This window comes from Sphaerisporangium sp. NPDC005288 (assembly GCF_040607475.1).
GTDB lineage: Bacteria > Actinomycetota > Actinomycetes > Streptosporangiales > Streptosporangiaceae > Sphaerisporangium > Sphaerisporangium rhizosphaerae.
Map to the genome: position 1 here is coordinate 1 of NZ_JBEXGT010000028.1, position 21,217 is coordinate 21,217.

Annotated in this window: 15 protein-coding genes; 8 read left to right on the top strand and 7 right to left on the bottom strand. The window is 72.7% G+C overall.

Annotated features, from left to right (window positions below):
* Both ABZU32_RS24865 and ABZU32_RS24870 read left to right on the top strand, forming a co-directional pair.
* Nucleotides 1–1,089, top strand: a 1,089-nt coding sequence (locus tag ABZU32_RS24865) for a MoxR family ATPase (RefSeq protein ID WP_354925514.1), incomplete at its 5' end; no start/stop codon positions are given.
* Entirely contained in the window at nucleotides 1,089–2,534 is a 1,446-nt protein-coding gene (locus ABZU32_RS24870) for a DUF58 domain-containing protein (RefSeq protein WP_354925517.1), read from the top strand. The genes ABZU32_RS24865 and ABZU32_RS24870, both read left to right, overlap by 1 nt.
* Before the next feature lie 143 nt (nucleotides 2,535–2,677).
* Here the strand turns inward: ABZU32_RS24870 and ABZU32_RS24875 are convergent, their stop codons facing one another.
* Nucleotides 2,678–6,508 carry a protein kinase gene (locus ABZU32_RS24875; protein ID WP_354925519.1) on the bottom strand — a complete coding sequence of 1,277 codons (3,831 nt, stop codon included), beginning with the start codon at nucleotides 6,506–6,508 and terminating at the stop codon, nucleotides 2,678–2,680.
* Between the two features lie 68 nt (nucleotides 6,509–6,576).
* Between ABZU32_RS24875 and ABZU32_RS24880 the strand changes: the two genes are divergently transcribed.
* Both ABZU32_RS24880 and ABZU32_RS24885 read left to right on the top strand, forming a co-directional pair.
* Nucleotides 6,577–9,393, top strand: coding sequence for a BTAD domain-containing putative transcriptional regulator (locus tag ABZU32_RS24880; protein WP_354925522.1), 2,817 nt, complete (start codon nucleotides 6,577–6,579; stop codon nucleotides 9,391–9,393).
* A gap of 233 nt (nucleotides 9,394–9,626) precedes the next feature.
* Nucleotides 9,627–10,229 carry a hypothetical protein gene (locus ABZU32_RS24885; RefSeq protein ID WP_354925525.1) on the top strand — a complete coding sequence of 201 codons (603 nt, stop codon included), beginning with the start codon at nucleotides 9,627–9,629 and terminating at the stop codon, nucleotides 10,227–10,229.
* Nucleotides 10,230–10,442: 213 nt separating this feature from the next.
* Here the strand turns inward: ABZU32_RS24885 and ABZU32_RS24890 are convergent, their stop codons facing one another.
* A complete protein-coding gene (locus ABZU32_RS24890; RefSeq protein WP_354925529.1) occupies nucleotides 10,443–10,958 on the bottom strand; it encodes an XdhC family protein in 516 nt (171 codons plus the stop codon).
* Nucleotides 10,959–10,979: 21 nt separating this feature from the next.
* Here ABZU32_RS24890 and ABZU32_RS24895 point away from each other — a divergent pair, with 21 nt between their 5' ends.
* Nucleotides 10,980–11,132: a hypothetical protein gene (locus ABZU32_RS24895; RefSeq protein ID WP_354925531.1), complete on the top strand. Its 153-nt coding sequence runs from the start codon at nucleotides 10,980–10,982 to the stop codon at nucleotides 11,130–11,132.
* Between the two features lie 209 nt (nucleotides 11,133–11,341).
* On the opposite strand, the gene ABZU32_RS24900 is transcribed toward ABZU32_RS24895, so the two are convergent.
* Nucleotides 11,342–12,325: a nitrilase-related carbon-nitrogen hydrolase gene (locus ABZU32_RS24900; RefSeq protein WP_354925534.1), complete on the bottom strand. Its 984-nt coding sequence runs from the start codon at nucleotides 12,323–12,325 to the stop codon at nucleotides 11,342–11,344.
* A gap of 396 nt (nucleotides 12,326–12,721) precedes the next feature.
* Here ABZU32_RS24900 and ABZU32_RS24905 point away from each other — a divergent pair, with 396 nt between their 5' ends.
* Entirely contained in the window at nucleotides 12,722–13,147 is a 426-nt protein-coding gene (locus ABZU32_RS24905) for a winged helix-turn-helix transcriptional regulator (RefSeq protein WP_354925537.1), read from the top strand.
* 44 nt (nucleotides 13,148–13,191) lie between these two features.
* Nucleotides 13,192–13,650 carry an NUDIX domain-containing protein gene (locus tag ABZU32_RS24910; protein ID WP_354925539.1) on the top strand — a complete coding sequence of 153 codons (459 nt, stop codon included), beginning with the start codon at nucleotides 13,192–13,194 and terminating at the stop codon, nucleotides 13,648–13,650.
* 264 nt (nucleotides 13,651–13,914) lie between these two features.
* Here the strand turns inward: ABZU32_RS24910 and ABZU32_RS24915 are convergent, their stop codons facing one another.
* Together ABZU32_RS24915 and ABZU32_RS24920 are read right to left on the bottom strand one after the other, a co-directional pair.
* Entirely contained in the window at nucleotides 13,915–15,597 is a 1,683-nt protein-coding gene (locus ABZU32_RS24915; protein ID WP_354925542.1) for a penicillin-binding transpeptidase domain-containing protein, read from the bottom strand.
* Nucleotides 15,598–15,979: 382 nt separating this feature from the next.
* Nucleotides 15,980–16,687, bottom strand: coding sequence for an SDR family oxidoreductase (locus tag ABZU32_RS24920; RefSeq protein WP_354925545.1), 708 nt, complete (start codon nucleotides 16,685–16,687; stop codon nucleotides 15,980–15,982).
* Nucleotides 16,688–16,746: 59 nt separating this feature from the next.
* Here ABZU32_RS24920 and ABZU32_RS24925 point away from each other — a divergent pair, with 59 nt between their 5' ends.
* Nucleotides 16,747–17,154, top strand: coding sequence for a MerR family transcriptional regulator (locus tag ABZU32_RS24925; protein ID WP_354925547.1), 408 nt, complete (start codon nucleotides 16,747–16,749; stop codon nucleotides 17,152–17,154).
* Nucleotides 17,155–17,306: 152 nt separating this feature from the next.
* Here ABZU32_RS24925 and ABZU32_RS24930 read toward each other — a convergent pair whose 3' ends face one another.
* Nucleotides 17,307–20,690, bottom strand: a complete 3,384-nt coding sequence (locus ABZU32_RS24930; RefSeq protein ID WP_354925549.1) for a hypothetical protein — start codon at nucleotides 20,688–20,690, stop codon at nucleotides 17,307–17,309.
* The gene (locus ABZU32_RS24935) at nucleotides 20,687–21,094 is read right to left on the bottom strand and encodes a hypothetical protein (protein WP_354925552.1); all 408 of its coding nucleotides are present in this window, start codon (nucleotides 21,092–21,094) and stop codon (nucleotides 20,687–20,689) included. Before ABZU32_RS24935 ends, ABZU32_RS24930 begins: the two co-directional genes overlap by 4 nt.
* Nucleotides 21,095–21,217: the final 123 nt, after the last annotated feature.

Sequence of the window (21,217 nt, forward strand, 5' to 3'; positions counted from 1 at the left end):
CCCGCCGCCCCGCCCGCCGCCCCGGCTCCGGCCGGACCGCCCGCGCTCGGGCCGCCCGCGCCCGTCCCGGCGGGCGGCGGTGACGGCGAGCCCACCCGGCCCGGCGAGCTCACCCGGCCCGCCGGCGCCCACGCGCGCGCCGCCGGCGACCAGGCAAGGGACGCGCTCGGCGCGCTGCGCGCCGAGGTCGCCAAGGCGGTCGTGGGGCAGGACGCCGTGGTCACCGGGCTGGTCATCGCCCTGCTCTGCAAGGGCCATGTGCTGCTGGAAGGCGTCCCCGGCGTCGCCAAGACGCTCCTGGTGCGCACGCTGTCGGCCACGCTGGCGCTGGAGTTCAAGCGGGTGCAGTTCACCCCCGACCTGATGCCGGGCGACGTCACCGGCTCGCTGGTCTACGACGCCAAGACGGCGGAGTTCGCCTTCCGCGAGGGGCCGATCTTCACCAACCTGCTGCTCGCCGACGAGATCAACCGCACGCCGCCCAAGACCCAGGCCGCGCTACTGGAGGCGATGGAGGAGCGGCAGGTCAGCGTCGACGGCTCGCCCATGCGGCTGCCCGACCCGTTCGTGGTGGTCGCCACGCAGAACCCCGTCGAGTACGAGGGCACCTACCAACTGCCCGAGGCGCAGCTCGACCGGTTCCTGCTCAAGCTCACCGTGCCGCTGCCGCCCCGCGACCAGGAGATCGCGGTGCTCGAACGGCACGCGCTCGGCTTCGACCCCAAGGACCTCACGCACGTCAAGCAGGTCGCCTCGGCGGCCGACCTGGCCGCCGGACGGGCCGAGGTCGCCAAGGTGCACGTCGCGCCCGAGGTGCTCGGCTACGTCGTGGACCTGGCCCGGGCGACGCGGATGTCCCCGTCGCTCCAGCTCGGCGTGTCGCCGCGCGGCGCCACGGCCCTGCTGGCCGCCTCCCGCGCGTGGGCCTGGCTGTCCGGGCGTTCGTACGTCACCCCGGACGACGTCAAGGCGCTGGCCAAGCCGGCGCTGCGCCACCGCGTGCAACTCCGCCCGGAGGCCGAGCTGGAGGGGGCGACGCCCGACGGCCTGCTCGACGGCGTCCTGGCCTCGGTCCCGGTCCCCCGCTGATGGCGCTCACCGGCCGCGGGGGGCTGATCGCCGCGCTCGGCGCGGTCGTGGTGCTGTTCGCGCCGCGCCCCGGGTACGCCGTGCTCGGCCTGCTGCTGGTGCTCGGCGCCCTAATCGCCGTGGACCTGCTGCTGGCCGGGAGCGTCCGCCCGCTGAGTTTCCACCGCGGCGGCGAGCGGCTGGTGCGGCTCGGCGAGTCGGTGACCGTCGAACTGGTCGTGGCCAACCCCGGCCGCCGCCGCGTACGGGGCGCCCTGCGGGACGCCTGGCCGCCGTCGGCGGGGGCCGCGCCCCGTCACCTGCGCCTGGACGTCCCGGCCGGCGAGCGGCGCCGCCTGGTCACGACGCTGACGCCCGCGCGGCGCGGCGACCGCGAGGCCGTGACGGTCACCGTGCGCTCGCTCGGCCCCCTCGGCGTCGCCGCGCGGCAGGGGTCGCACCAGGTGCCGTGGTCGGTGCGCGTGCTGCCCCCCTTCCTCAGCCGCAAGCACCTGCCGGCGAAGCTGTCCAAGCTGCGCGCGCTGGAAGGGCAGCATCCCGCGCTGGTGCGCGGCCAGGGCACCGAGTTCGACTCCCTGCGCGAGTACGTCGTGGGCGACGACGTGCGCTCGATCGACTGGCGGGCCACGGCGCGCCGCTCGGACGTCGTTGTGCGCACCTGGCGTCCCGAACGCGACCGGCGGGTGCTGATCGTCCTGGACACCGGCCGCACCTCCGCCGGCCGCGTCGGCACCTCCCCTTTCCCCCAGCCGCCTCCCGGCGGCGCCCCGGCGTCACCGCCGAACAGGAACGGCGCCTCTCCGTTCCTGCGGCCGGACCGTGAGGGCTCCTCCGCGTACCCGCAGGGTGGGAGCGGCGCCCTGGTGACGCGGGGCGAGGCGGGATGGCCGCGCCTCGACTGGTCGATGGACGCGGCGCTGCTGCTGGCCGCGCTCGCCACCCGCGCCGGGGACCGCGTCGACTTCCTCGCCCACGACCGCGCCGTGCGGGCGTGGATGTCCGGCGCGTCGCGCACCGACTCGCTGGCGGCCCTGGTCAACGTGATGGCCCCCATCGAGCCTGAGCTGGTGGAGGCCGACTCGGCGAGCATGGTGGCGGCCGTGCTGTCGCGCGCCAAGCGGCGCTGCCTGGTGGTCCTGCTCACCGACCTCAACCCCGCGGCCATGGACGAGGGCTTGCTGCCGGTGCTTCCGCAGCTCGCCTCGCGCCACCTGGTGCTGGTCGCGGCGGTCTCCGACCCGCGCGTCGCCGAGATGGCGTCCGGGCGCGGCACGGCCGAGCTGGTCTACGACGCGGCGGCGGCCGAGCACCTGCGCGGGCAGCGCGCCCGGCTCACCGCGCTGCTGCGGCGCCAGGGCTGCGAGGTGGTCGACGCCGTCCCCGACGACCTCGCCCCGGCCCTGGCCGACGCCTACCTCTCCCTCAAGGCCGCCGGCCGCCTCTGACAGCGGCTCGCGACGGGGTGGAGCCACGCGGGGGTGCCGGCCGGGGGACCAGAGGCTCCGGGACCACCGGGGTGGCGAACCGCGCCCGGGGATCGCGCCGGGGTATCTCATCGCCCGGGGTATCTCATCGCCCGGGCACGGGCTCAGCCGCACACGTCGGTATAGGCGACCTCGCCGACCTGGCGCCGCCATTCCTGCGGCGCGGGTCCGCCCCCGGCCCGGGCGCAGACCTGCGACGCGATCCGGTCGCCGTCGAGGGGATACCACCTGACCACCCCGTCGGGCGTGGCGCTGACGAGCGTGCGGCCGTCCTCGCCGAAGGCCAGCGACGCCTGCCCCTGGAAGCCCTCTCCTGTCAGACCATCGAAGACCAGTCCCAGCGGCAGGCGGCTGGACACCTCCCACAACCTCACCCTGTCACCGGACCCGTACGTGGCGATCGTGCGGCCGTCGGGCGACCACACGGCGGTCGCGATCCCACCTTCGCCCGCCTCCGGGAACGCCTGGCCCGTGGGTGCGCGGAAGTCCGCGTCCCAGACCGACAGCCGGGTCGTCTCCACGCCGATGGCGACGCGACGGCCGTCCGGGCTGAACGCGTACGGCCCGGCCGCCAGGCTGCCCGTCCCGCCGGGCCGCGGGAGCCGGATCCGCCTGGCCGGATCGACGAGCGAGAGCTCGGTGTCGACCCCGGCCACCAGCAGCCTTCCGTCCGGGCGGTAGGCCATGCGCGCGGATCCCGCCACCTGCGGCACGACGACGGCCCGCCCGCGGCCGAGGTCCCACAGTTCGAGCGGTCCGGCGGGGCCGAGGTGGTCCGGCGCGACCGCGAGCGTGGCGCCGTCCGGGCTGAACGCCAGACCGGCGACGCCCTGGGCCTCGCGGTCCGCCACCGGGAAGGAGGTGGTCACCGACCCGTCGGAGGTGTCCACGATCACCACCCCGGCCCGCGCCGCCGCCGGGAGCGCGCCGCCCGGCCGGCGCTCTTCTCGGCCCCCCGTGCCGACGGGACCACGGGGAGCGACAGAACCTGTGGGAGGTGTGGTAGCGCTGGAGAGCTCGGCCGTCTCGGGTGCGCCGGGCGCACCGAGGCGGACGAGCCCTCCGATGGCCAACCTGCCGCCGTCCCGGCTGAAGGCGAGGGCGGGAAGCGTGTACGACGGGTTCTCCAGCGCGACGGGCCGGCCGATCGTCCGGCCGGCCCGGACGTCCCACAGCCGTACGGCCTCGCCGTCGTACAGGGCCAGCACCCGGCCTCCCGGCCCGAGCAGAGCCTTGCCGCCCTCAGAGGACCCGGGCAGGACCGGCCGGTCGAGCAGGGGCGCCAGGTCCAGCGTGGTCACCGCGCCATAGGACGACAGCACCCGCAGAGCGTGGTCGGTCTCGTCGAACCACAGGTCCGCGATCTCCACGCCCAGCTCCCGCTGCGCGACGATCTGGCCGTCCGCGAGCCGCAGGACGACCAGCTCGCGAGGCCCCCACAACGCCACGAAGCGGTCGCCGTACCCGAAGGCGATGTCGTCGCCCACCGGCCCGGCGCCGTCGGCCTTCAGCGGGGCGCCCGTGCGCGCCCGGCGCAGCAGGAGCTTCACGCCCCGCACCTCGGGAAGCGACTCGGTGACGGCCAGCGTCCGGCCGTCCTGGCCGAACTCGACGTCACGGACGTTCTTCTTCTCGGGCAGCCAGCCCGCCGGAACGCGGCGCCCTGTCTTCAGGTCCCACAGCTCGGCCCGCCCCCGCCCGGTCGAATGGACGACCCCGAGGGTGCCGTCGGCGTTCACGGCGTCCACTCCCGCACCGGAACCGGCGCGGACCTTCTCGTTCCGGGCGAGGTCCCACCACACCGCCGCCCCCGAACCGCCGCGGCCCTCCGGTACGGCGAGCAGGCGCCCGGTGGGATCGAAGCGCAGTTCGCCGAGGTCCCCCCGGGCGGCCCCACCGGCGAACCGGTTTCCGATCGCCGTGCCGGCGGCCAAGTCCCACAGGCGCACGCCGCCGTCGTCCTGGAGCGCCAGGACCTTCCCGTCTGGGCGCAGCGCCGCCTTCACCACCGACGTTCCGACGCCGGAGAACCGGCGGGCCGCCCGGCGGGCGCGCACGTCCCAGACCGTCACCTGACCGGCGCGGACGGCCACCAGCGTGCGCCCGCCGGGACCGCACGCGTACACCGTCCCGGCGGTGACGTCGGGGTCGGTGAAGGCGTCGATCACGGGTTGGGACCGCGAGTCGTGCAGCGCGCCGAGCGACTGGGGAAGCGCCGGAGCCAGCCTGTAGGCCGCCACGCTCATGAGCATCGCCAGCCGCGGATCGCGTTGCCGCAGGTCGGCGGCGCGCACCGCGAGCGATCGGGCACTCGCCTCGTCCCGCTCGCGGTTGGCGACGCGGCGCAGGTACTCCGCGAGGCCGCCGCCCGCGAGCGCGAGGACGAGCAGGACGGCGAGCGCCGCCGCGAGCATGCCGCGGCGCCGGGAGGTGCGCCTGGCCAGGGTGGCGGCGGCCTCCAGGTACTCGCGTTCCAGCGGGATCAGCGTGACGTGCCGGCGTCCGGCCGCCGCCCAGCGGAGCGCCCTGTCCAGCCCCGACCCGTGCAGCAGGTCGCCGGATTTGCGGCCGAGGCGGTCCCACGCCCGGGCGGCCTCGGTGAGCCGCCGGTGGACGGGCAGGCCGTCGCGGTCCTCGGCCACCCACTCACGCAGCCTCGGCCACGCCTGGATCAGCGCCGGGTGGGCCAGCGTGAACGCGGCGCCGGTCTCGACGACGAGCCCGGCGGCGCCGTACACGCCGAGCAGCGACGCGGCGGGGCCGTCGCCGGAGACGCCGGGCAGCTCCTCGCGCGGTACGTGCCTGATCGTCTCCTCGCCGTCCTCCGAGGCGCCCACCATCCGCAGGAACACCTCCGGCGCGACGGCGCGCTCTCCCTCGGAGAGCTCCTGGTAGAGCTCTTCGGCGAGCGTTCCGAGATCCGGCTCGCCGGCGCGTGCGGCGTCCGGTGGCCGCACCCCGGCCGCGACGACCCCACCGTCCGCGAGCAGCGGGTCCCCGTCCGAGCCGTCCACCGCCCCGCCCCAGCCAGAGGCGGGCCGGCCGCCGTCCGCGCCACCCGCGTCCCCCGAGCCGGAGAGAACGCCGGTACCGGCCGTTCCGCCCGTACCTTCCATGCTGCTCATGCCAGTCATGCCGGTCATGCCGCCCAGCAGGGTCAGTAGGAGAGCACGCGCCGAGGGCCGCGCCTCCGCCTCACGCGCCAGCGCGCCGGCCACCACGCTTCTGAGCGGGTCCGCCAGGACGCCGACGTCGGGCCGCAGGTCCAGCACCTTGGTGACGACGGCGAACGGATCGCGCTCGGGGACGGCGTCGTGGCCGGTCGCGGCGAACAGGACGGTCAGCCCAAAGGCCCAGATGTCGGCGGCGGCCGAGGCCTCGCGTCCGGCGAAGAGCTCGGGGGCCATGTAGTTCGGCGTGCCCATGATCGGACCAGTGGTCGTCCCCGGGGCTCCGAGCTGCCGGGCCACCCCGAAGTCGATCACCCGGGGGCCGTCGGGGCCGAGGATGATGTTGTCCGGTTTGAGGTCGCGGTGGACGATCCCGACCTGGTGGATGGCCGTGAGGGCGGTGGCGACGCCGATGGCCAGCCGCAGCAGCAGATCCCCCTCGTACGGCCCGGTGCGGCCGATCACCTGGCGCAGGTTCGGCCCGGCGACGTACTCGCTGACGATGAAGGGCTCCGGGACGTCGGTCCTGGCCTCGAGCACCCTGGCCGTGCAGAACGACGCCACCCGCTGTGCCGCCACCGCCTCCTTGGCCAGCCGGGCGCGCGAGGCGGGGTCGTCCAGCCGGGGCACCTTGACCGCGACGCGCTCTCCCTGCTCGCCGTAGGCCTCGTAGACGACCCCCTGGCCGCCCGCGCCGAGCCGTCCCGCCAGCCAGTAGCCGCCCAGCCGCTGCGGATCGGAGGGGGTGAGCGGCGACAGGGCCATCGGGTCCTCCCGTGGTATATGAAGGCTTGCGGTTACCGGACGTCTGACGCATCTCACCGGAGATTGTCATGGAATTTCGGATCATGGGGTCGTTACAGGTACAGGACGGCGCGCGGGACCGTACCCCGACGGCCCCCAAGCACCGGGACCTCCTGGCGGTCTTCGTCCTGAACGCGCGGCGCCCCATGACGCTCGCCCGGCTGCGGGGCCTGCTGTGGCCGCGGGAGGACGGCGACCGGTCCGACTCCCTGCTCCGGGGCTACATCGGCCGGCTCCGGCAGTCGCTCGGCAAGGACGTGATCACGACGACGTCCGGCACGTACATGCTGGCGATCGAGGAGGACCGGCTCGACGTCCACCGTTTCCGGCGGCTCGTGGAGCGAGGGCTGCGCTCCGCGCGGGAGGGCCAGGACGACCAGGCCCGATCCCACCTGCGCGAGGCGCTCGACCTGTGGCGGGGGCCCGTCCTGGAGGACGTCGACCCCGACGGGCACCGATGGGTGGAGACCACCGCCCTCCGCGAGGAGCTGGAAGAGCTCCGCCTGCTCGCCGTCGAACGGAGCGTCGACCTCGACCTCAAGGCCGGGCACCACCGCGAACTCGTCCCCGACCTGCGGCAGCTCACCAGATGGCATCCAACATGGCAGCGCTTCCACGGGCAGTACATGCTCGCGCTCTACCGCAGCGGCCGCCGCGTGGAGGCGCTGGAGGCCTACACCCGGCTGCGTGAGGCGCTCGACGAGGGGCACGCCCTCGAACCCGACCCCGCGCTGCAGCTCCTGTACCACCGGATGCTCCACGACGACGTCTCGCTGCACGTCTCCGCCGGGCCGCCCGTGCTGCTGCCCTACGACGTCGCCCACTTCACCGGCAGGCAGGACCTGCTGGAACGGCTCGACCGGCTGACCGCCGACCCGGCCGCGCCGGCCACGGTCGTCGTCCACGGCCAGGCGGGCGCGGGCAAGTCGGCGCTGGCCGTGCACGCCGCCTGGCGCGGGCGCGACCGCTTCGCCGACGGCGTCTTCTACGCCGACCTTCGCGGCGACCACGGCCGGCCGGTCGACCCCGGCGCGGTCCTTTCGGACTTCCTGCGCTGGCTCGGCTGCCCGGCGCAGGCCGTGCCCGCCACGCTGGAGCACCGCGCGCGGCTGTTCCGCGCCTACACCGCCGACCGGCGACTCCTGCTGCTGCTCGACAACGCCGCCGACGAGGGCCAGGTACGGCCGCTGCTGACCTCCTGCCCGGCGTTCGTCACCAGCCGGTCCGCGCTCGGCGGCCTCACCGACGCCGTGCGGCTCCCGGTGGACGTCCTCGGCGACGACGACGCGCTGGAGGTGCTGGAGGTGCTGATCGGCCCCGAGCGCGCGTCCGCCGAACGCCCCGCCATGGTGAGGCTCGGCCGCATCTGCGGCGGCCTGCCCATCGCCCTGCGCATCGCCGGAGCCCGGCTCGCCGCGCGCCCGGCGTGGACGGTGGAGCACCTCGTCGGGCTCCTCGACGACGAGCACCTACGGCTCGACCTGCTGCACTCGGGCGACCAGACCGTGCGGAGCGTGTACTCGATCGGCTACGAAGGGCTGCCCGACAAGGCCCGGCGCATGCTGCGGATGCTCGGGGCGATCTCCGCGCCCGACTTCGCCGACTGGGTCGCCGCGCACTTCGGTGGCGAGGCCGAGACCCTGGTCGACGCGGGCCTGCTGGAGACCCACGCCATCGACGTGGCCGGCCAGGTCCGCTACCGGATGCACGACCTGACCCGGCTGTACGCGCGCGAGCAGCTGATCGCCCAGAGCGGCGAGAACGCCGTCCGCGACACGCTCATCGGGCTGCTGAGCGTCGTCATGACCAGAGTCCAGGCATCCCGGTTCCCCCTCCTGTCCACCGGCCCGGCCGACCAGCCCCTCCCGGCCACCCCCCTCCAGGGCCTGTCAGGCGACCCTCTCCCCGGCCGGCCGGGCCATCCCCTCCCGGCCCGCCCGGGTTCGCGCTCGCAGACCTTCGTCACCACCGACATCCGCACGTCGGTGACCTGGCTGCTCGCCGAGCGCGACTTCCTCACCGGCCTCGTGGAGGACCTTCACAAGGCCGGGCTGTGGGACGGCGCCCGGCGGCTCGCCCACCTGCTCGTGCCGTTCCTCGAACGCCACCGGTTCCTCGACGCCTGGCGCCACATCGGCGAGCTCGCCCTGGACGCGGCACGCCAGGCCGGCGACCCCCGCGCCGAGGCGCTGGTGCTGCGCGACCTCGGCGACCTGCACCGGGCCGAGCACCGATGGGATCGCGCCCACGAGCGGCTCCGGCTCGCGCTCAGCATGTTCCTGCGCGCGGGCGCCGCCAAGGACATCGCGCACACCAGGCGCCGGCTCGGCCAGGTCCTGCTGGAGCTGGGCAGGCCCGCGGACGCGGAGCGCAACCTCACCGCCTGCCTCGCCACCTTCGACGGCCACCCCTCCGATGGCGAGAACGGCAGAGGGGCGGCGGAGGCGCACCGCGCGCTGGGCATCGTGCTGCACCGCACCGGCCGGCTGGACGAGGCGGCGGCACACCTGTCCACGGCGGTGTCCCTGCTGTCCGGCCTGCGCGACCGGCACGGCCAGGCCGACGCACTGCTCGACCTGGCCTCGGTGCGGATGTCGCAGGAGCTCGTCTCCGAGGCCAGGACCCTGGGGGAACAGGCACGGGGCATCGCCGTCCGGCTCGGCGACCGGCTCCTCGACGCCGCCGCGCTGACCACCCTCGCCGAGGTCAACCTGGCCGAGGGCGCCGTGGACCGGGCCGGGGAACTGGCCGGCGAGGCGCTGGAGATCTTCCAGAGCGTCGCGGACGACCGCGGCCGATCCAGAGCCCTGGACATCCTCCGCCGAACGGGCAACCCTCACCGCTGACCCATCCACGCCCTCATCCGACGACGGCGCCCACCGGACCTTCGCCGGGGTGCCGGGCACGTAGGCGGGCGCGGCGGCCAGGGGGCGTCAGCGGGCACGGCGGCCGCTGGAGTGAGCGAGAGCAGCGGCGTCAGCCGGCCCGGCGGCCATGGTGGGGTGAGCGGAAGCTCAACATTTCCTCAACACGGGCCGACCTACCTTCCTCTCACACCGGCACGAGAGAGGAACCCGACATGATCACCATCCCCACCCGTCTGCGCACCGGTATCGCCGCCCTCGCCCTCCTGGGCGCCGGCTCGGCGATGACGCTGGCCGTCACCCCGGCCGCCGACGCGGCCGCCGGCCCCGGGACCACCACGATCACGCTCGCCGCGCCCGCGCTCACCGGCATGGCCAACAGCACCAGCACGGCCGGGGCCTCGGAGGCCGGCACGGCCGCGGCGACGAGCAGGGCCACCGCGGCCGCGCCCGCGAGCGTTCTGAAGAGCGTCCGGCGCAACTGCGGCTGGGTCACCTGCTCCTGGTACATGTCCAAGAAGGTCACCAGGAACCTCAAGGACATGATGGGAGCGGGCACCACGTTCACGACCGGAGCCGCCTACATGATCTGCAGCAAGATCTCCCACCCCATGGGGATCGCGGTCTGCGCGGCGGCCATCCTCACCAAGGGCGCCTCGGCCGCCTACCACATCACGGCCGCCGCCAACCGGGGCGGATGCGTCGTCACCCGCGTCAACGCGGCGTACCTGGTCTCCGGCATCCCCCCGCTCACCTTCGCCAAGGGCGTCACCTTCGACGACGTCCCGCTGAGCAACAAGTACTGCGACGCCCGCTGACGTCGAGCCGCCGGCGGGGGCCGGCAGCGGGTACCCCGAAGGTGGGGCGGGTGGCCACGGCCACCCGCCCTACCGCCGTTCCGGCACCGATCGTCAACAGCCGTGCACGTTCAGAAGGCGAAGCCGACGCCGTCCCCGCCAACCTCACCCCCGCCTACCCCTCCCGCAAAGCCGCCGGCCGCCGCTGACGCTTTCCTCAGAGGAAGGACCCGGTCAGAAGGCGAAGCCGCCGGGGCGGTCGTTGCGGTCGGCGAGCAGGCCTGCCAGCGTGGAGATCGCGATCTCCGGCGGCGTCTTCGAGCCGATGTTGAGGCCGATGGGCCGGTGCACGCGGGCGATCTCCCCGGGCGGTACGCCGAGCGCGGCCAGCGCCGCCACGTGCGGCGCGGTGTGGCGCGGGCTGCCCATCACGCCGATCCACCGGCAGGGGAAGGCGAGCAGTTCGTGCAGCACCGCGCCCAGCTCGGGACGGTCGTGGTCGGTGAGCACCACGTCGGCGGTCCCGTCGAGCCAGGCGGGCACCTTGGTCACCACCTCGGCACCGGGAATGCCGTCGGCCGCGACGCGCTCGGCGCGCTCGGGGTCGGGCTCCAGCAGGACGCCACTGAACCCGATGTCGGCCCCGTACCGGAGCAGGTGCCCGGCGACCGGCGAGGCGAACACGGCGACCAGGACTCGCTCGCCCGCCCGCGACGCCTCCCACGGCGCGGGAGCGGACCCATGCGCCATGGCGCACGCCGCGTCCTCACCGTGACCGTGGCCATGGACGTGGTCATGGACGTGGTCATGGACGTGGTCACCATGGTCGGGATGCCGACCGTGAGCCGTATGGTCGTGACCGTTGCCGGTTTGATCGTCGTCGTGATCGTGGGAGTCGGCCATGACCGCAGTCTCGCACGGTGACTTCAAAACCGGTCTTCCAGGAGACGACGGCCGGGCCCTCATCGATGAAGCGCCGTCCGGACATGACCCCGGCAGGCCGGCCACCCATGGCCGTTGGAATGACCAGCCCCTTTTCCGACCTGTCCAGTCGCGACCGGCACGGCGAGGCCAAAACCGGCATGCGGCGTCGCACCTGCGGTGTGCGCAGGTGCGACACGGGTGGGAACGCCTCAGTGCGCCTCAGTGGAGCGGTCGTCCTGGACCGTCCGAGCGTTCTGGTCCGGCACCTGAGCATCGCGCTCGTGAAGGTGGGCCGCCGGAGTGCGGTCGATCCGCAGGCTGAGCAGTTCCGGGCGGCTGTAGTGACCGCGCGCGTCCATCAGACGCTTACGCTGATCGATCAGCGCGAAGTCCAGGTCGGCGATGACCTCCCCCTCGCCTGATGTGAGGGGCTCTCCGATGATGCGTCCCTCGGGATCGACGATCGCGGTGAAGAAGCCCCCGGAAAGTGCGGGACCGCCGGTGTCCTCGGCGATTCGTCCCACCTGGTCCTTGTCGAGCCAGGCGGTTGCACATACCACGAAACAGCCCGCTTCCAGGGCATGCTGGCGGATGTTCACCTCGATCTGCTCCGCGAACAGCGGGCCACCGAAGGAACCGGGATACATCGCGGCGTGGATCTGCTCGCCGTCGGCGATCAGAGCGTAACGCGCGAGCGGCTGGTAGTGCTCCCAGCAGGCGAGCTGGCCGACCCGTCCGACGGCTGCGTCCACCGCGCGCAGGCCGGAAGCATCACCCTGGCCCCAGACCAGCCGTTCATGATAGGTCGGCGTGATCTTCCGGCGGCGCTGGATCAGCGTGCCATCCGCGTCGAACAGCAGTTGCGTGTTGTAGATGGTCCCGCCGTCGCGCTCGTTGACGCCGATCGAGACGACCATGTGGGCCTCCCTCGCCGCCTGGGCGATCGCGTCGGTCTCGGCGGACGGCACGGTCACCGACTCCTCGAGCAGGCGCAGGGACTCCTTGGCCATGGCGTAGGGCGATTGCACAAAGGAGAAGTAGGGATAGTAGGGAATGACGGTCTCAGGGAAGACCGCGTACTGGACACGCTTCTCTCCCAGTTCGCGGATCTTCTGGACGACCTTCTCAACGGTGCCCGCCCGGCTGTAGAGCACGGGGCTGATCTGGACTGCGGCGGCTTTGACGATGGTCATTGAGATTCCTTGCGATATGCGGACATGTCGCAACGGACGTGCCCGCGCCTGTCCATGCGGACAGGGCCCGGCATGGCGCCGGGGGTCGGTCGATGGTGTTGGGGTGGCGCCGCCGGCGGAGGCGACCGCGACCGACGCCTCTTCCGCGGCGACGAACAGATTCGTTCCCTGCTCATCCGGTCTTTACGTGGCCCCCTTGACGGCGAGGACAGGCTGAGATGGGTCCCACGTCCGCGCCAGACGGCGATCATGACTCGAACGGTTTGATATCGAGACCGCGATGCGACCCTACTAGCGGGACGGTTTGGATAGCAAACCGTGGCTTGATACGCTTAAGCCATGGTTGAGTCCCCGGTGATCCCTGGAAGACCGTGTTCGATAGCGGCCACGCTTCACGTGGCCGGCGACCGTTGGTCGTTGCTGGCCATGCGTGAGATCCTTTTCGGCAATCGGCGGTTCAGTCAGATCGCCCGCAACACCGGGGCACCACGCGATCGGCTGGCCGTCCGGCTCAAGTCCTTGGTCGCCGAGGGCATCCTTGAGAAGCGCGAATATCAGGCCACCCGGTTCGAGTATCACTTCACCGATGCGGGCAAAGACCTTCTCACTGTGCTCATCAGCCTCATGACCTGGGGCGACCGCTGGGTGGCCGACGATCCGCCCATGATCCTGGAGCACCACGGACACCGGATTCAGCCGGCCATGGTGTGCCGCACCTGTGGGCAGGGGGTCGGCGGAAACGACCTGCACCTGGTGTCCCACGCACCCGGCTGGACGATGAGCGGCCCCGACACTCACAAGGACACCCTCCAGCCGTCCTGACACGCCCCTTCGGCGGGTGTGCGAGTCGGCGGAGAAGGAGCGGTGTGAAGAGGCTGGTCGTGCGGGCCTGGCGGGCGCTTCGGCCTGTCCAGTGGCGGGTGATGTGGTTCACCCACGCGAAGTTCATGGTCGGCGTCACCGGGGTCGTGCGCGACGCCGAGGGCAGGGTGCTCCTGGTGCGGCACCGGTTCTGGCCGGAGGGCCGCCAGTGGGGCCTGCCGGGCGGCTATGCCAGGAAGTCCGAGACCTTCGAGGACACCCTGGTCCGCGAGGTCCGCGAGGAGACCGGACTGGACATCCGGGTGCGGCGCCTCATGCTGCTCAAGAGCGGCTACCGGCTGCGGGCGGAGGTCGCCTTCGAGGCCGACCTCACGGGCGGCTCGATCAGCCTCGACTCCTTCGAGATCATCGAAGCCGGCTGGTTCGCCCCCGACGACCTGCCCCCCGGCCTCCAGGAACCCCACCGCCTCCTCATCAACGGCACTCCACCCCCTAACGTCTGACCTCTCCAACCGTCGTCAGCACCTCATCTAAGACATCTGAGACGTGTCCCTGGACAACCGACATCGCCACACCATCACCAGAACGCCCCCGCCCTATCCGCAACGCCGGCAAGGCGGAGCACACGCCGCCCTCTTCCCCGCAGCCCACACCACCGCCGCCGAACGACAACGGTGTGCTGCTTCGGCGCCGGGTCGGCGGGATGGTGGTCGGCGAACACGGCGCCGTCGTACGGCGCGCAGGCGGCGAGCGTTCCGTATACAGCGCTAGAGGGCCTTGAGGAACTTGGCGGCGATGGGGGCGGCCGTGGCGCCGCCGCTGCCGCCGTTCTGGACGAACACCGCGAAGGCCAGCGAATCGCGATAGCCGATGAACCACGCGTGCGGGGACGCGCCCTGGACCTCGGCGGTGCCGGTCTTGCCGAAGGTCCCGGCGGGCAGCCCGGCCCGCGCGGCGGTGCCCTGGGTGACGACGGCGCTCATCATGGTGCGGAGCCCAGCGGCGATGCCCGGGTCCAGCGGCACCGGGGCCGGTGACCCGGCGGGCGGGGAGCCGGTCATGACGGCGGGCCTCCACGTGCCGCTCGCGACGGCGGCGGCGACCTCGGCCATGCAGAGCGGGCTGCCCTGCACCGAGTTCTGCCCGATGGCGTCGGCGCCCAGGTCGTCCAACGCCGTGTACGGCCGGATGCGGCAGGTGCTCAGCCCCGGCTTCTCGCGGAAACCGAACCGGTCGGCGGCCTCGGCCCGCAGGCGGTCGTCGCGCAGCCGCTCGTACGCCTGCCGGACGAACGTCGTGTTGCACGAGAACGCGAAGGCCATGGTCAGCGTCACGGTGCCGCGGTCGGCGCCGCCGTCGTTGTGGAAGCTGCGGGCGTTCGGGATGGTGTAGGTGCCCGGGCACGCCACCTGCGCGTCCGGCGCGAGTCCCGAACGGAGCAGCGCCGCGGCGGTCACCACCTTGAACGACGACCCCGGCGGGTACAGGCCGTTGAACGCCCGTTTCCCACCGAGTGTGTCGGCCACGGCCCGCACCTGCCCGCTCTGCGCGTCCAGCGCGACGATCGCCGCCGGCCGGCCGACGCCGTCCAGGGCCCGCGCCGCGGCCTTCTGCACCGGCTCGGAGATGGTCGTCCGCGTCGCCTGCGACGCCGCGTCCGGGGTGGCCAGCAGCACCTTCCCGGACGGGACCTCCTCGATGGCCAGGCGGACCGTGGTGGCACTCAGCCCGGGGAAGTAGTCCCCCGCCCTGCTGTCCGCGGGGAACGACCTGCCCTCACGGGTGAGCGCGGCCGGCCGGGCCACCTTGGTCTCCTTCAGCCGCAGCGCGCCGCCATCCTTGAGCGAGGGGTGCAGCGTCTCGGGACCCCAGACCACCTTCCACGCCCCGTCGCGCCGCGCCAGGCGAAGCACCGAGGCGAAGTCCCACCGGCCGAGGCCGGTCACCTGGCGGGTCCCCTGGAACGGCACCTCCGCGGCGTCGGCGCCCTGGAGGCGCGGCGTGCCCGGGGTCAGGGCGAGCGAGGCGATGTGGAGCTCGGCGCTGAACCGCCGGTGCCGGTCGGCGAAGTCCGCCGGAGGATCGGCCACCAGCCCGGCCATGGCGGCGAAGTCCCCGGCCTGCCAGGCGGCGAAATACCGGGCCGCCACCACGTCCGGGCCCTCCTGCGAGACGGGGGGCGCCGGGGCGGACGAAGCAGGGACCGGCGGGTCGGACGGCGCGGCCGTCACCAGAGGGTCGGGCACCTCAGGGACCGACGTGGCGGAATTCTCAGGCGCGGGCTCGGATGTGGAGGGCGTCAGCCCGGCGCTGTGCGTGGGCAGCGGGGACCGTCGCCCGCTGTTCCGCGACGCCTCCAGCGAGTCGGGGGTGGTGAGCATCGCGACCACGCCGAAGACGACGATCAGCACCACCGCCCCGACCATGACCAGCGGCCACCGAGTACGCATGCGCCTCCACCACCGGCATCCAAGGGCCTGAGAACGGGAAAACGATCACAAAAACCATATCTCGCCCAACCGACAATTCCGCCCCCATCACCCCAGGTCAGGCCCCTAACCCCCATTACCTCCCGACCATCCCACTCGAGCCCCGCGCAGTGGGAGGCCGGCGACTCGGTCGCGACCACCTGCGGCGGGGTGGTCCCGATGCGCGAGTGCCGCGACGCGTCCCAACTCGCCGCCTTCATCGAGGACTCGCCCCGACCAGCGCGCCCGCCACGAACTCCGGCGGGCGAGTACGGCTCCACGTACGGCTGCGGCCTGATGTACAGGCCGCGGCCTGGAAGTCATGGTCGCGGGCGCCGCGACCATGACTTCCAGAACCCCCAGGTCAGACAGAAAGGGCCGCCGCCGCTTCCCGGTAGATGACATCCGGGTCCTGCGACAGCCACGCCTTCACCTGGCGGCTCCAGTCGTCGGCGAGCACCTCGGGCCGGTCCCCTTCGATGCCGTCCAGGGCCGCCGCGACGATCACCTCGGGGGCGCTCTTGTCGCCCTCGTACCAGGCCATCATGTCGGTGTCCGCGGCGCCCAAGTGCAGGCCCGTCACCAGGGTGCGCTGACCGGCCAGTTCCAGGCGGACGTTGTTGGTGAGCGCCCACTCGGCCGCCTTGGCCGCGTGGTAGGCACCCGCACCGTCGACGGCGAGCCACGAGATCGCGGACAGCACGTTGAGGATCGCGCCGTCGGCCAACTGGGGCGCGAAGGCGCGGATCACGTTGAGGGCGCCGTAGAAGTGCGTGTCCATCTCGCGGCGGATCAGGTCCAGGTCCCCGGTGACCAGGTTCGCCCCGGTCGAGATTCCCGCGTTGTTGATGACGATCTTGACATCGGATGCCGCCGCCGCGGCGGCGGCGATCGACGCCGGATCGGTGACGTCGAGGCGCAGCGGGACGACCCCTGGCACGTCGATGAGCTCCGGGCGGCGGGCGGTCGCGTACACCTTGCCGGCGCCGCGGTCGAGAAGGGAAAGGGCGAACTGCCGGCCCAGGCCGCGGTTGGCGCCGGTGACCAGCACGTGTGCTCCATTGATCTGCATATCGGATAACGTAAAACCTGACGTTGACGTCAGAGGCAAGTCTTGTGACGGAGGTCACGGTGCGTATCGGAGATTTGGCGGCGCAGTCAGGCGTCAGCGTGCGGGCCCTGCGCTACTACGAGGAGCAAGGGCTGCTGGAGGCGAACCGGAGCGGCTCCGGGCAGCGCCACTACCCCGAGTCCGCGGCCGACCGGGTCCAGCTGATCCAGACGCTCTACGCGGCCGGCCTGTCCAGCCGGACCATCGCCGAGCTGCTGCCCTGTGTCGAGGCCAAGGTCAACACTCCGGAGTCGCGGGCCCTGCTGACCGCCGAACGTGATCGCATCGACGCCCAGATCGCCGCGTTGACCCGTACCCGTGACCACCTCGACGCGGTCATCCTGCTCTGCGGAAGCCCGGACAGCGGCTGTGCGTGGATCCCCGACCAGGACATCGCCGCGCAGGCGAACCACTCCGCGACGCCGTGATCGCGCCGGCACGCGCCACCGGTGCGGAACGGGCCGGCCTGGGCGGCATCCGGTCGCACAGCCTGCGTGCCGGAGGCGCGACCGGCGCCTGTCTCGGGCAGGGCGGATCCGATGCTGATCGGTCGCCATGGTCGTTGGTCAGTGGGCTCTCGTCAGTTCTCGGATTCGGCGGGCGGTTTCTTCATCCAGCCGGGGACGTCTTGACCGGTGAGCGCGCGGAGCTCCTCGGCCACTCCGGCGGGGTCCCCCCCATAGCCACGACGCAGGAGATCGACGATCATGCCGATGATGCCTTGGTGGTACTCGGGTAACTCTTGCGCGACGACGAACGCCTCGATCAAGGGGGCCGTCGCCTCGCGAAATCGTTCAGCTTCAACCAGTACATACCCCAGGACAGTGACGCTCTGTGTGTAGCCGAGCAAGTAGGCATCTCGGTTGAGCGTGGCCAGCTCTCGGCTTAGGAGGACGGCCTCCTCGGCCAAGAGCACCGCCTCGCTGCGCCGCCCCACCTGCGCCAGCAGGAACGCGTGGTTGTTCACCGAGGCGGCCAGTTCGGGCAGGTAGGCGTCCCGGTTGAGCGCGGCCAGCTCCCGAAACAGGCCGACGGCCTCCTCGGACAGGGGCACCGCCTCGCTGCGCCGCCCCATCTCCGCCAGCAGGTTCGCGTGGTTGTTCACCGAGGTACCAAGGTTGGACAGGTAGGCGTCCCGGTTGAGCGCGGCCAACTCCCGGCGTAGCAGGACGGCCTCCTCGGCCAAGAGCACCGCCTCACTGCGCCGCCCCACCTCCGCCAGCAGGCCCGCGTGGTCGTTCACCGACATCGCCAGGTCCGGTAGGTAGGCGTCCCGGTTGAGCGCGGCCAACTCCCGGCGTAGCAGGACGGCCTCCTCGGACAGGGGCACCGCCTCGCTGCGCCGCCCCACCTCCGCCAACCGGAGCGCGTGGTTGTTCACCGATATCGCCAGGTTGGGCAGGTACGCGTCCCGGTTGACCGCGGCCAGCTCCTGGTACAGGCCCACGGCCTCCTCAGACAGGGGCACCGCCTCGCTGCGCCGCCCCACCTCCGCCAGCAGGCGCGCGTGATTGTTCACCGAGGCGGCCAGGTTGGGCAGGTAGGCATCCCGGTTGAGCGCGACCAGCTCCTGGTACAGGCCGACCGCCTCCTCAGACAGGGGCACCGCCTCGCTGCGCCGCCCCACCTCCGCCAGCAGGCCCGCGTGGTTGTTCACCGCACCCGCCAGGTTGGGCAGGTAGGCGTCCCGGTTGAGCGCGGCCAGCTCCCGACGTAGGAGGACGGCCTCCTCGGACAGGGGCACCGCCTCACTGCGCCGCCCCACCTCCGCCAACCGGCTCGCGTGGTTGTTCACCGCACCGGCCAAGTTGGGCAGGTAGGCCTCCCGGTTGACCGCGGCCAGCTCCCGAAACAGGCCGACGGCCTCCTCAGATAGGGACACCGCCTCGCTGCGCCGCCCCACCTGCGCCAGCGGGCCCGCGTGGTTGTTCACGGACATCGCCAGGTCGGGCAGGTAGACGTCCCGGTTGACCGCGGCCAGCTCCCGAAACAGGCCGACGGCCTCCTCGGACAGGGACACCGCCTCGCTGCGCCGCCCCAGCTCCGCCAGCAGGCCCGCGTGGTTGTTCACCGAGGCGGCCAGGTCGGGCAGGTAGGCCTCCCGGTCGAGCGTGACCAGCTCCCGGCGTAGGAGGACGGCCTCCTCGGACAGGGGCACCGCCTCGCTACGCCGCCCCACCCTCACCAAATGGAGCGCGTGGTCGCTCACCGAGCCGGCCAGGTCCGGCAGGTAGGCGCTGGGGTCGGCCGCGGCGAGGTGGCGCCAAAGCTTGATCGCGTGGTGGCTTTCGGTCAGCGCGCGGGCATGCACGCCGGCGTAGGACAGGTGGAGGGCCAGTGTGTCGTGGATGTGGGCGCGGGTGGCGGGGTCAGTGGTGGCGGCCAGCCGGTGTTCGGCCAGTCGCTCGGTGACCGCGGCGATGCCGATGTCAAGGTCGATGTGCCGGTGCGCGGGCAGGACGGCTTCGATCGCCTCCAGCAGGTCCAGGGGGATGCCCTTGAGGCGGGTCAAGGCGGTCAGGGCCGCTCCACCGGCATGCAGGGCCAGGCGCGGGTGGGCGGTCAGCAGCGGATACAGCCGGCCTTTGGCCAGGTGCGGCCACCGCCGGGCGACCTCGATCAGCACGGTCAGTCCTTGGCGGGTCCACACCGCCACCCCGTCGTCTTCCACGGGCTGATCGCCAGGCCGCCCGGGCAGGGCGAGCAGGCGAGCCGGCGCCTTCTCGGCCCAGGGATCGCAGGGGAACCGGTGCGAGTGGCCGGGAGTGGACAGCGCGATGTAGTCCTCGCCCAGCCGGTCCGGATACAACGGCTCCAGCACCGTGACCCCGTCGCTGCCTGACTTATCCTCGCCGGTGTGCCCGGCGGGCGGGTAGCACGTGGCGTGGTCCTTGAGAAGTTGCCCGGGATGCTCCCGCGACTCGATCATGGCCTGTTCCAGGGCGGCCTTGCCGTTGTCGTAGTCGAGACGGCCGGTCAGGGTGGCGGTGTAGACGACCTGACCCATCGCATCCGGCGAGGTCGCCAATGGCTTCTCGCGGGACGGGGCGGACATCGCCTCCCAATGGTCGCGCTCACGGGCCAGCAGCAACTCCGACACCTGCACCGGGCCGGCCGGCGGGTCCTGGCCGCGGTCATGGGCCAGGACCGCGGCCAGAGCGGCCATGTGCACCGTCAGCACCAACTCGTAGGCCTCGTGGTCGGCCAGCGCGCGCGGGGGATCGACGTCCCTGCCGGTCGGCACCGCCAGCAGATCGGCGAACCGGTCCCGGGCGGCCTCGAACAACCCGGCGCGGGTGGTGCGCGCATCGGCCTCCAGCGGCCCCAACTCCCACCGGTCGGGCACCAGGTTCAGATCACGCCCGATCCGGTACTCCAGTGACTGCCACCAGGTGCCGGCCGGACGGGCCAGCAGCAGCACGCGCACCGGCACCTGCTGGCTGGTCCGGGTATCGGCCAGCAGCGCCAGCAGATCCGCGGTGTCCCACCGTTCGGCGTAGTCCGCCACCACCAGCACCCCGGCCGCTCCGTCGAAAGTCGGAACATCCAGCACCTCGGGCGCTGAACGGTCACGCCGGTGATGGGCCGCCAGCACCACCCACCCCTGGCGCCGCCACAGGTCCGCCACCTGCCCGGCCAGCCGGGTCTTGCCCTGCCCACCCGGTCCATGGATCAGACCGACCGCCACCTGCTCGCCCGTGCCGTCCCGCCACCGGTACAACCGTCCCAACTCGGTGTCACGGCCGGTGAAGGAGATCAGCTGATTGGCCGCTCGTAACAGCACACTGGGCTGTGCCCGCGCTTGGCGCACCGTCGGCGGCGCAGGCTGGGCGGGCCAGACCGCCAGCCGGTACCGCTCACCGCCCTGGTAGATGATCTGATTCCCCGCGGCCTGATAGATCCGCGCGAACCCCGACGCGGTCGCCTGCTGGCTCACCGACGGGCGTTGTCGTCCTACGGTCATCGCTCGTCGCTGGTCCGGTCACGTCCGGCCTGATCCACCCGGCTGCCACGCCCGGTGGCCTTGGCCTGCTGCCGAACCCCCGGCCGCGCTTGCCCATCAGCGTTATCCCCGCCGGTTGCGGTTGGCCAGAGCCGCCCTGCCGGTCTGTCGGTGAGGTCGCGGCCGGCCTGATACACCTGACCGCCCCCGGTGGCTTCGGCCTGCTGCCGTACCACTCCAGCACGCCGGTCGGCGACCATCCCGTACACCGCCACCCCCAACCCGGCCAGCGCGACGAACACCCCGATCACGCTGGCCAGCTTGTCGGCCGCATCCAGCCCTACTCTGGCGAAGTACACACCCAGCCCCGCCGCGGCGGCCACCGCGACCGCCGCCCCGCCCCATATCAGTGCACGCTGTGCCATACCCGCCATCATGGATCACCCGCCAAGATCACGCCCAGTGATTGGGGCGCAACGCACCGAAACATCCCCTATCGTCCCGAAATACATCAGCCGCGAACCGAAGCCTGCGGATAAACCCAGTTG

What these genes read in the sequence shown, in the direction of transcription:
- ABZU32_RS24870 (WP_354925517.1), top strand. Translation starts at nt 1,089, where the DNA reads ATGGCGCTCACCGGCCGCGGGGGGCTGATCGCCGCGCTCGGCGCGGTC.
- ABZU32_RS24875 (WP_354925519.1), bottom strand. Translation starts at nt 6,508, where the DNA reads ATGGCCCTGTCGCCGCTCACCCCCTCCGATCCGCAGCGGCTGGGCGGC.
- ABZU32_RS24880 (WP_354925522.1), top strand. Translation starts at nt 6,577, where the DNA reads ATGGAATTTCGGATCATGGGGTCGTTACAGGTACAGGACGGCGCGCGG.
- ABZU32_RS24885 (WP_354925525.1), top strand. Translation starts at nt 9,627, where the DNA reads ATGATCACCATCCCCACCCGTCTGCGCACCGGTATCGCCGCCCTCGCC.
- ABZU32_RS24890 (WP_354925529.1), bottom strand. Translation starts at nt 10,958, where the DNA reads ATGGCGCATGGGTCCGCTCCCGCGCCGTGGGAGGCGTCGCGGGCGGGC.
- ABZU32_RS24900 (WP_354925534.1), bottom strand. Translation starts at nt 12,325, where the DNA reads ATGACCATCGTCAAAGCCGCCGCAGTCCAGATCAGCCCCGTGCTCTAC.
- ABZU32_RS24915 (WP_354925542.1), bottom strand. Translation starts at nt 15,597, where the DNA reads ATGCGTACTCGGTGGCCGCTGGTCATGGTCGGGGCGGTGGTGCTGATC.
- ABZU32_RS24920 (WP_354925545.1), bottom strand. Translation starts at nt 16,687, where the DNA reads ATGCAGATCAATGGAGCACACGTGCTGGTCACCGGCGCCAACCGCGGC.
- ABZU32_RS24930 (WP_354925549.1), bottom strand. Translation starts at nt 20,690, where the DNA reads ATGACCGTAGGACGACAACGCCCGTCGGTGAGCCAGCAGGCGACCGCG.
- ABZU32_RS24935 (WP_354925552.1), bottom strand. Translation starts at nt 21,094, where the DNA reads ATGGCACAGCGTGCACTGATATGGGGCGGGGCGGCGGTCGCGGTGGCC.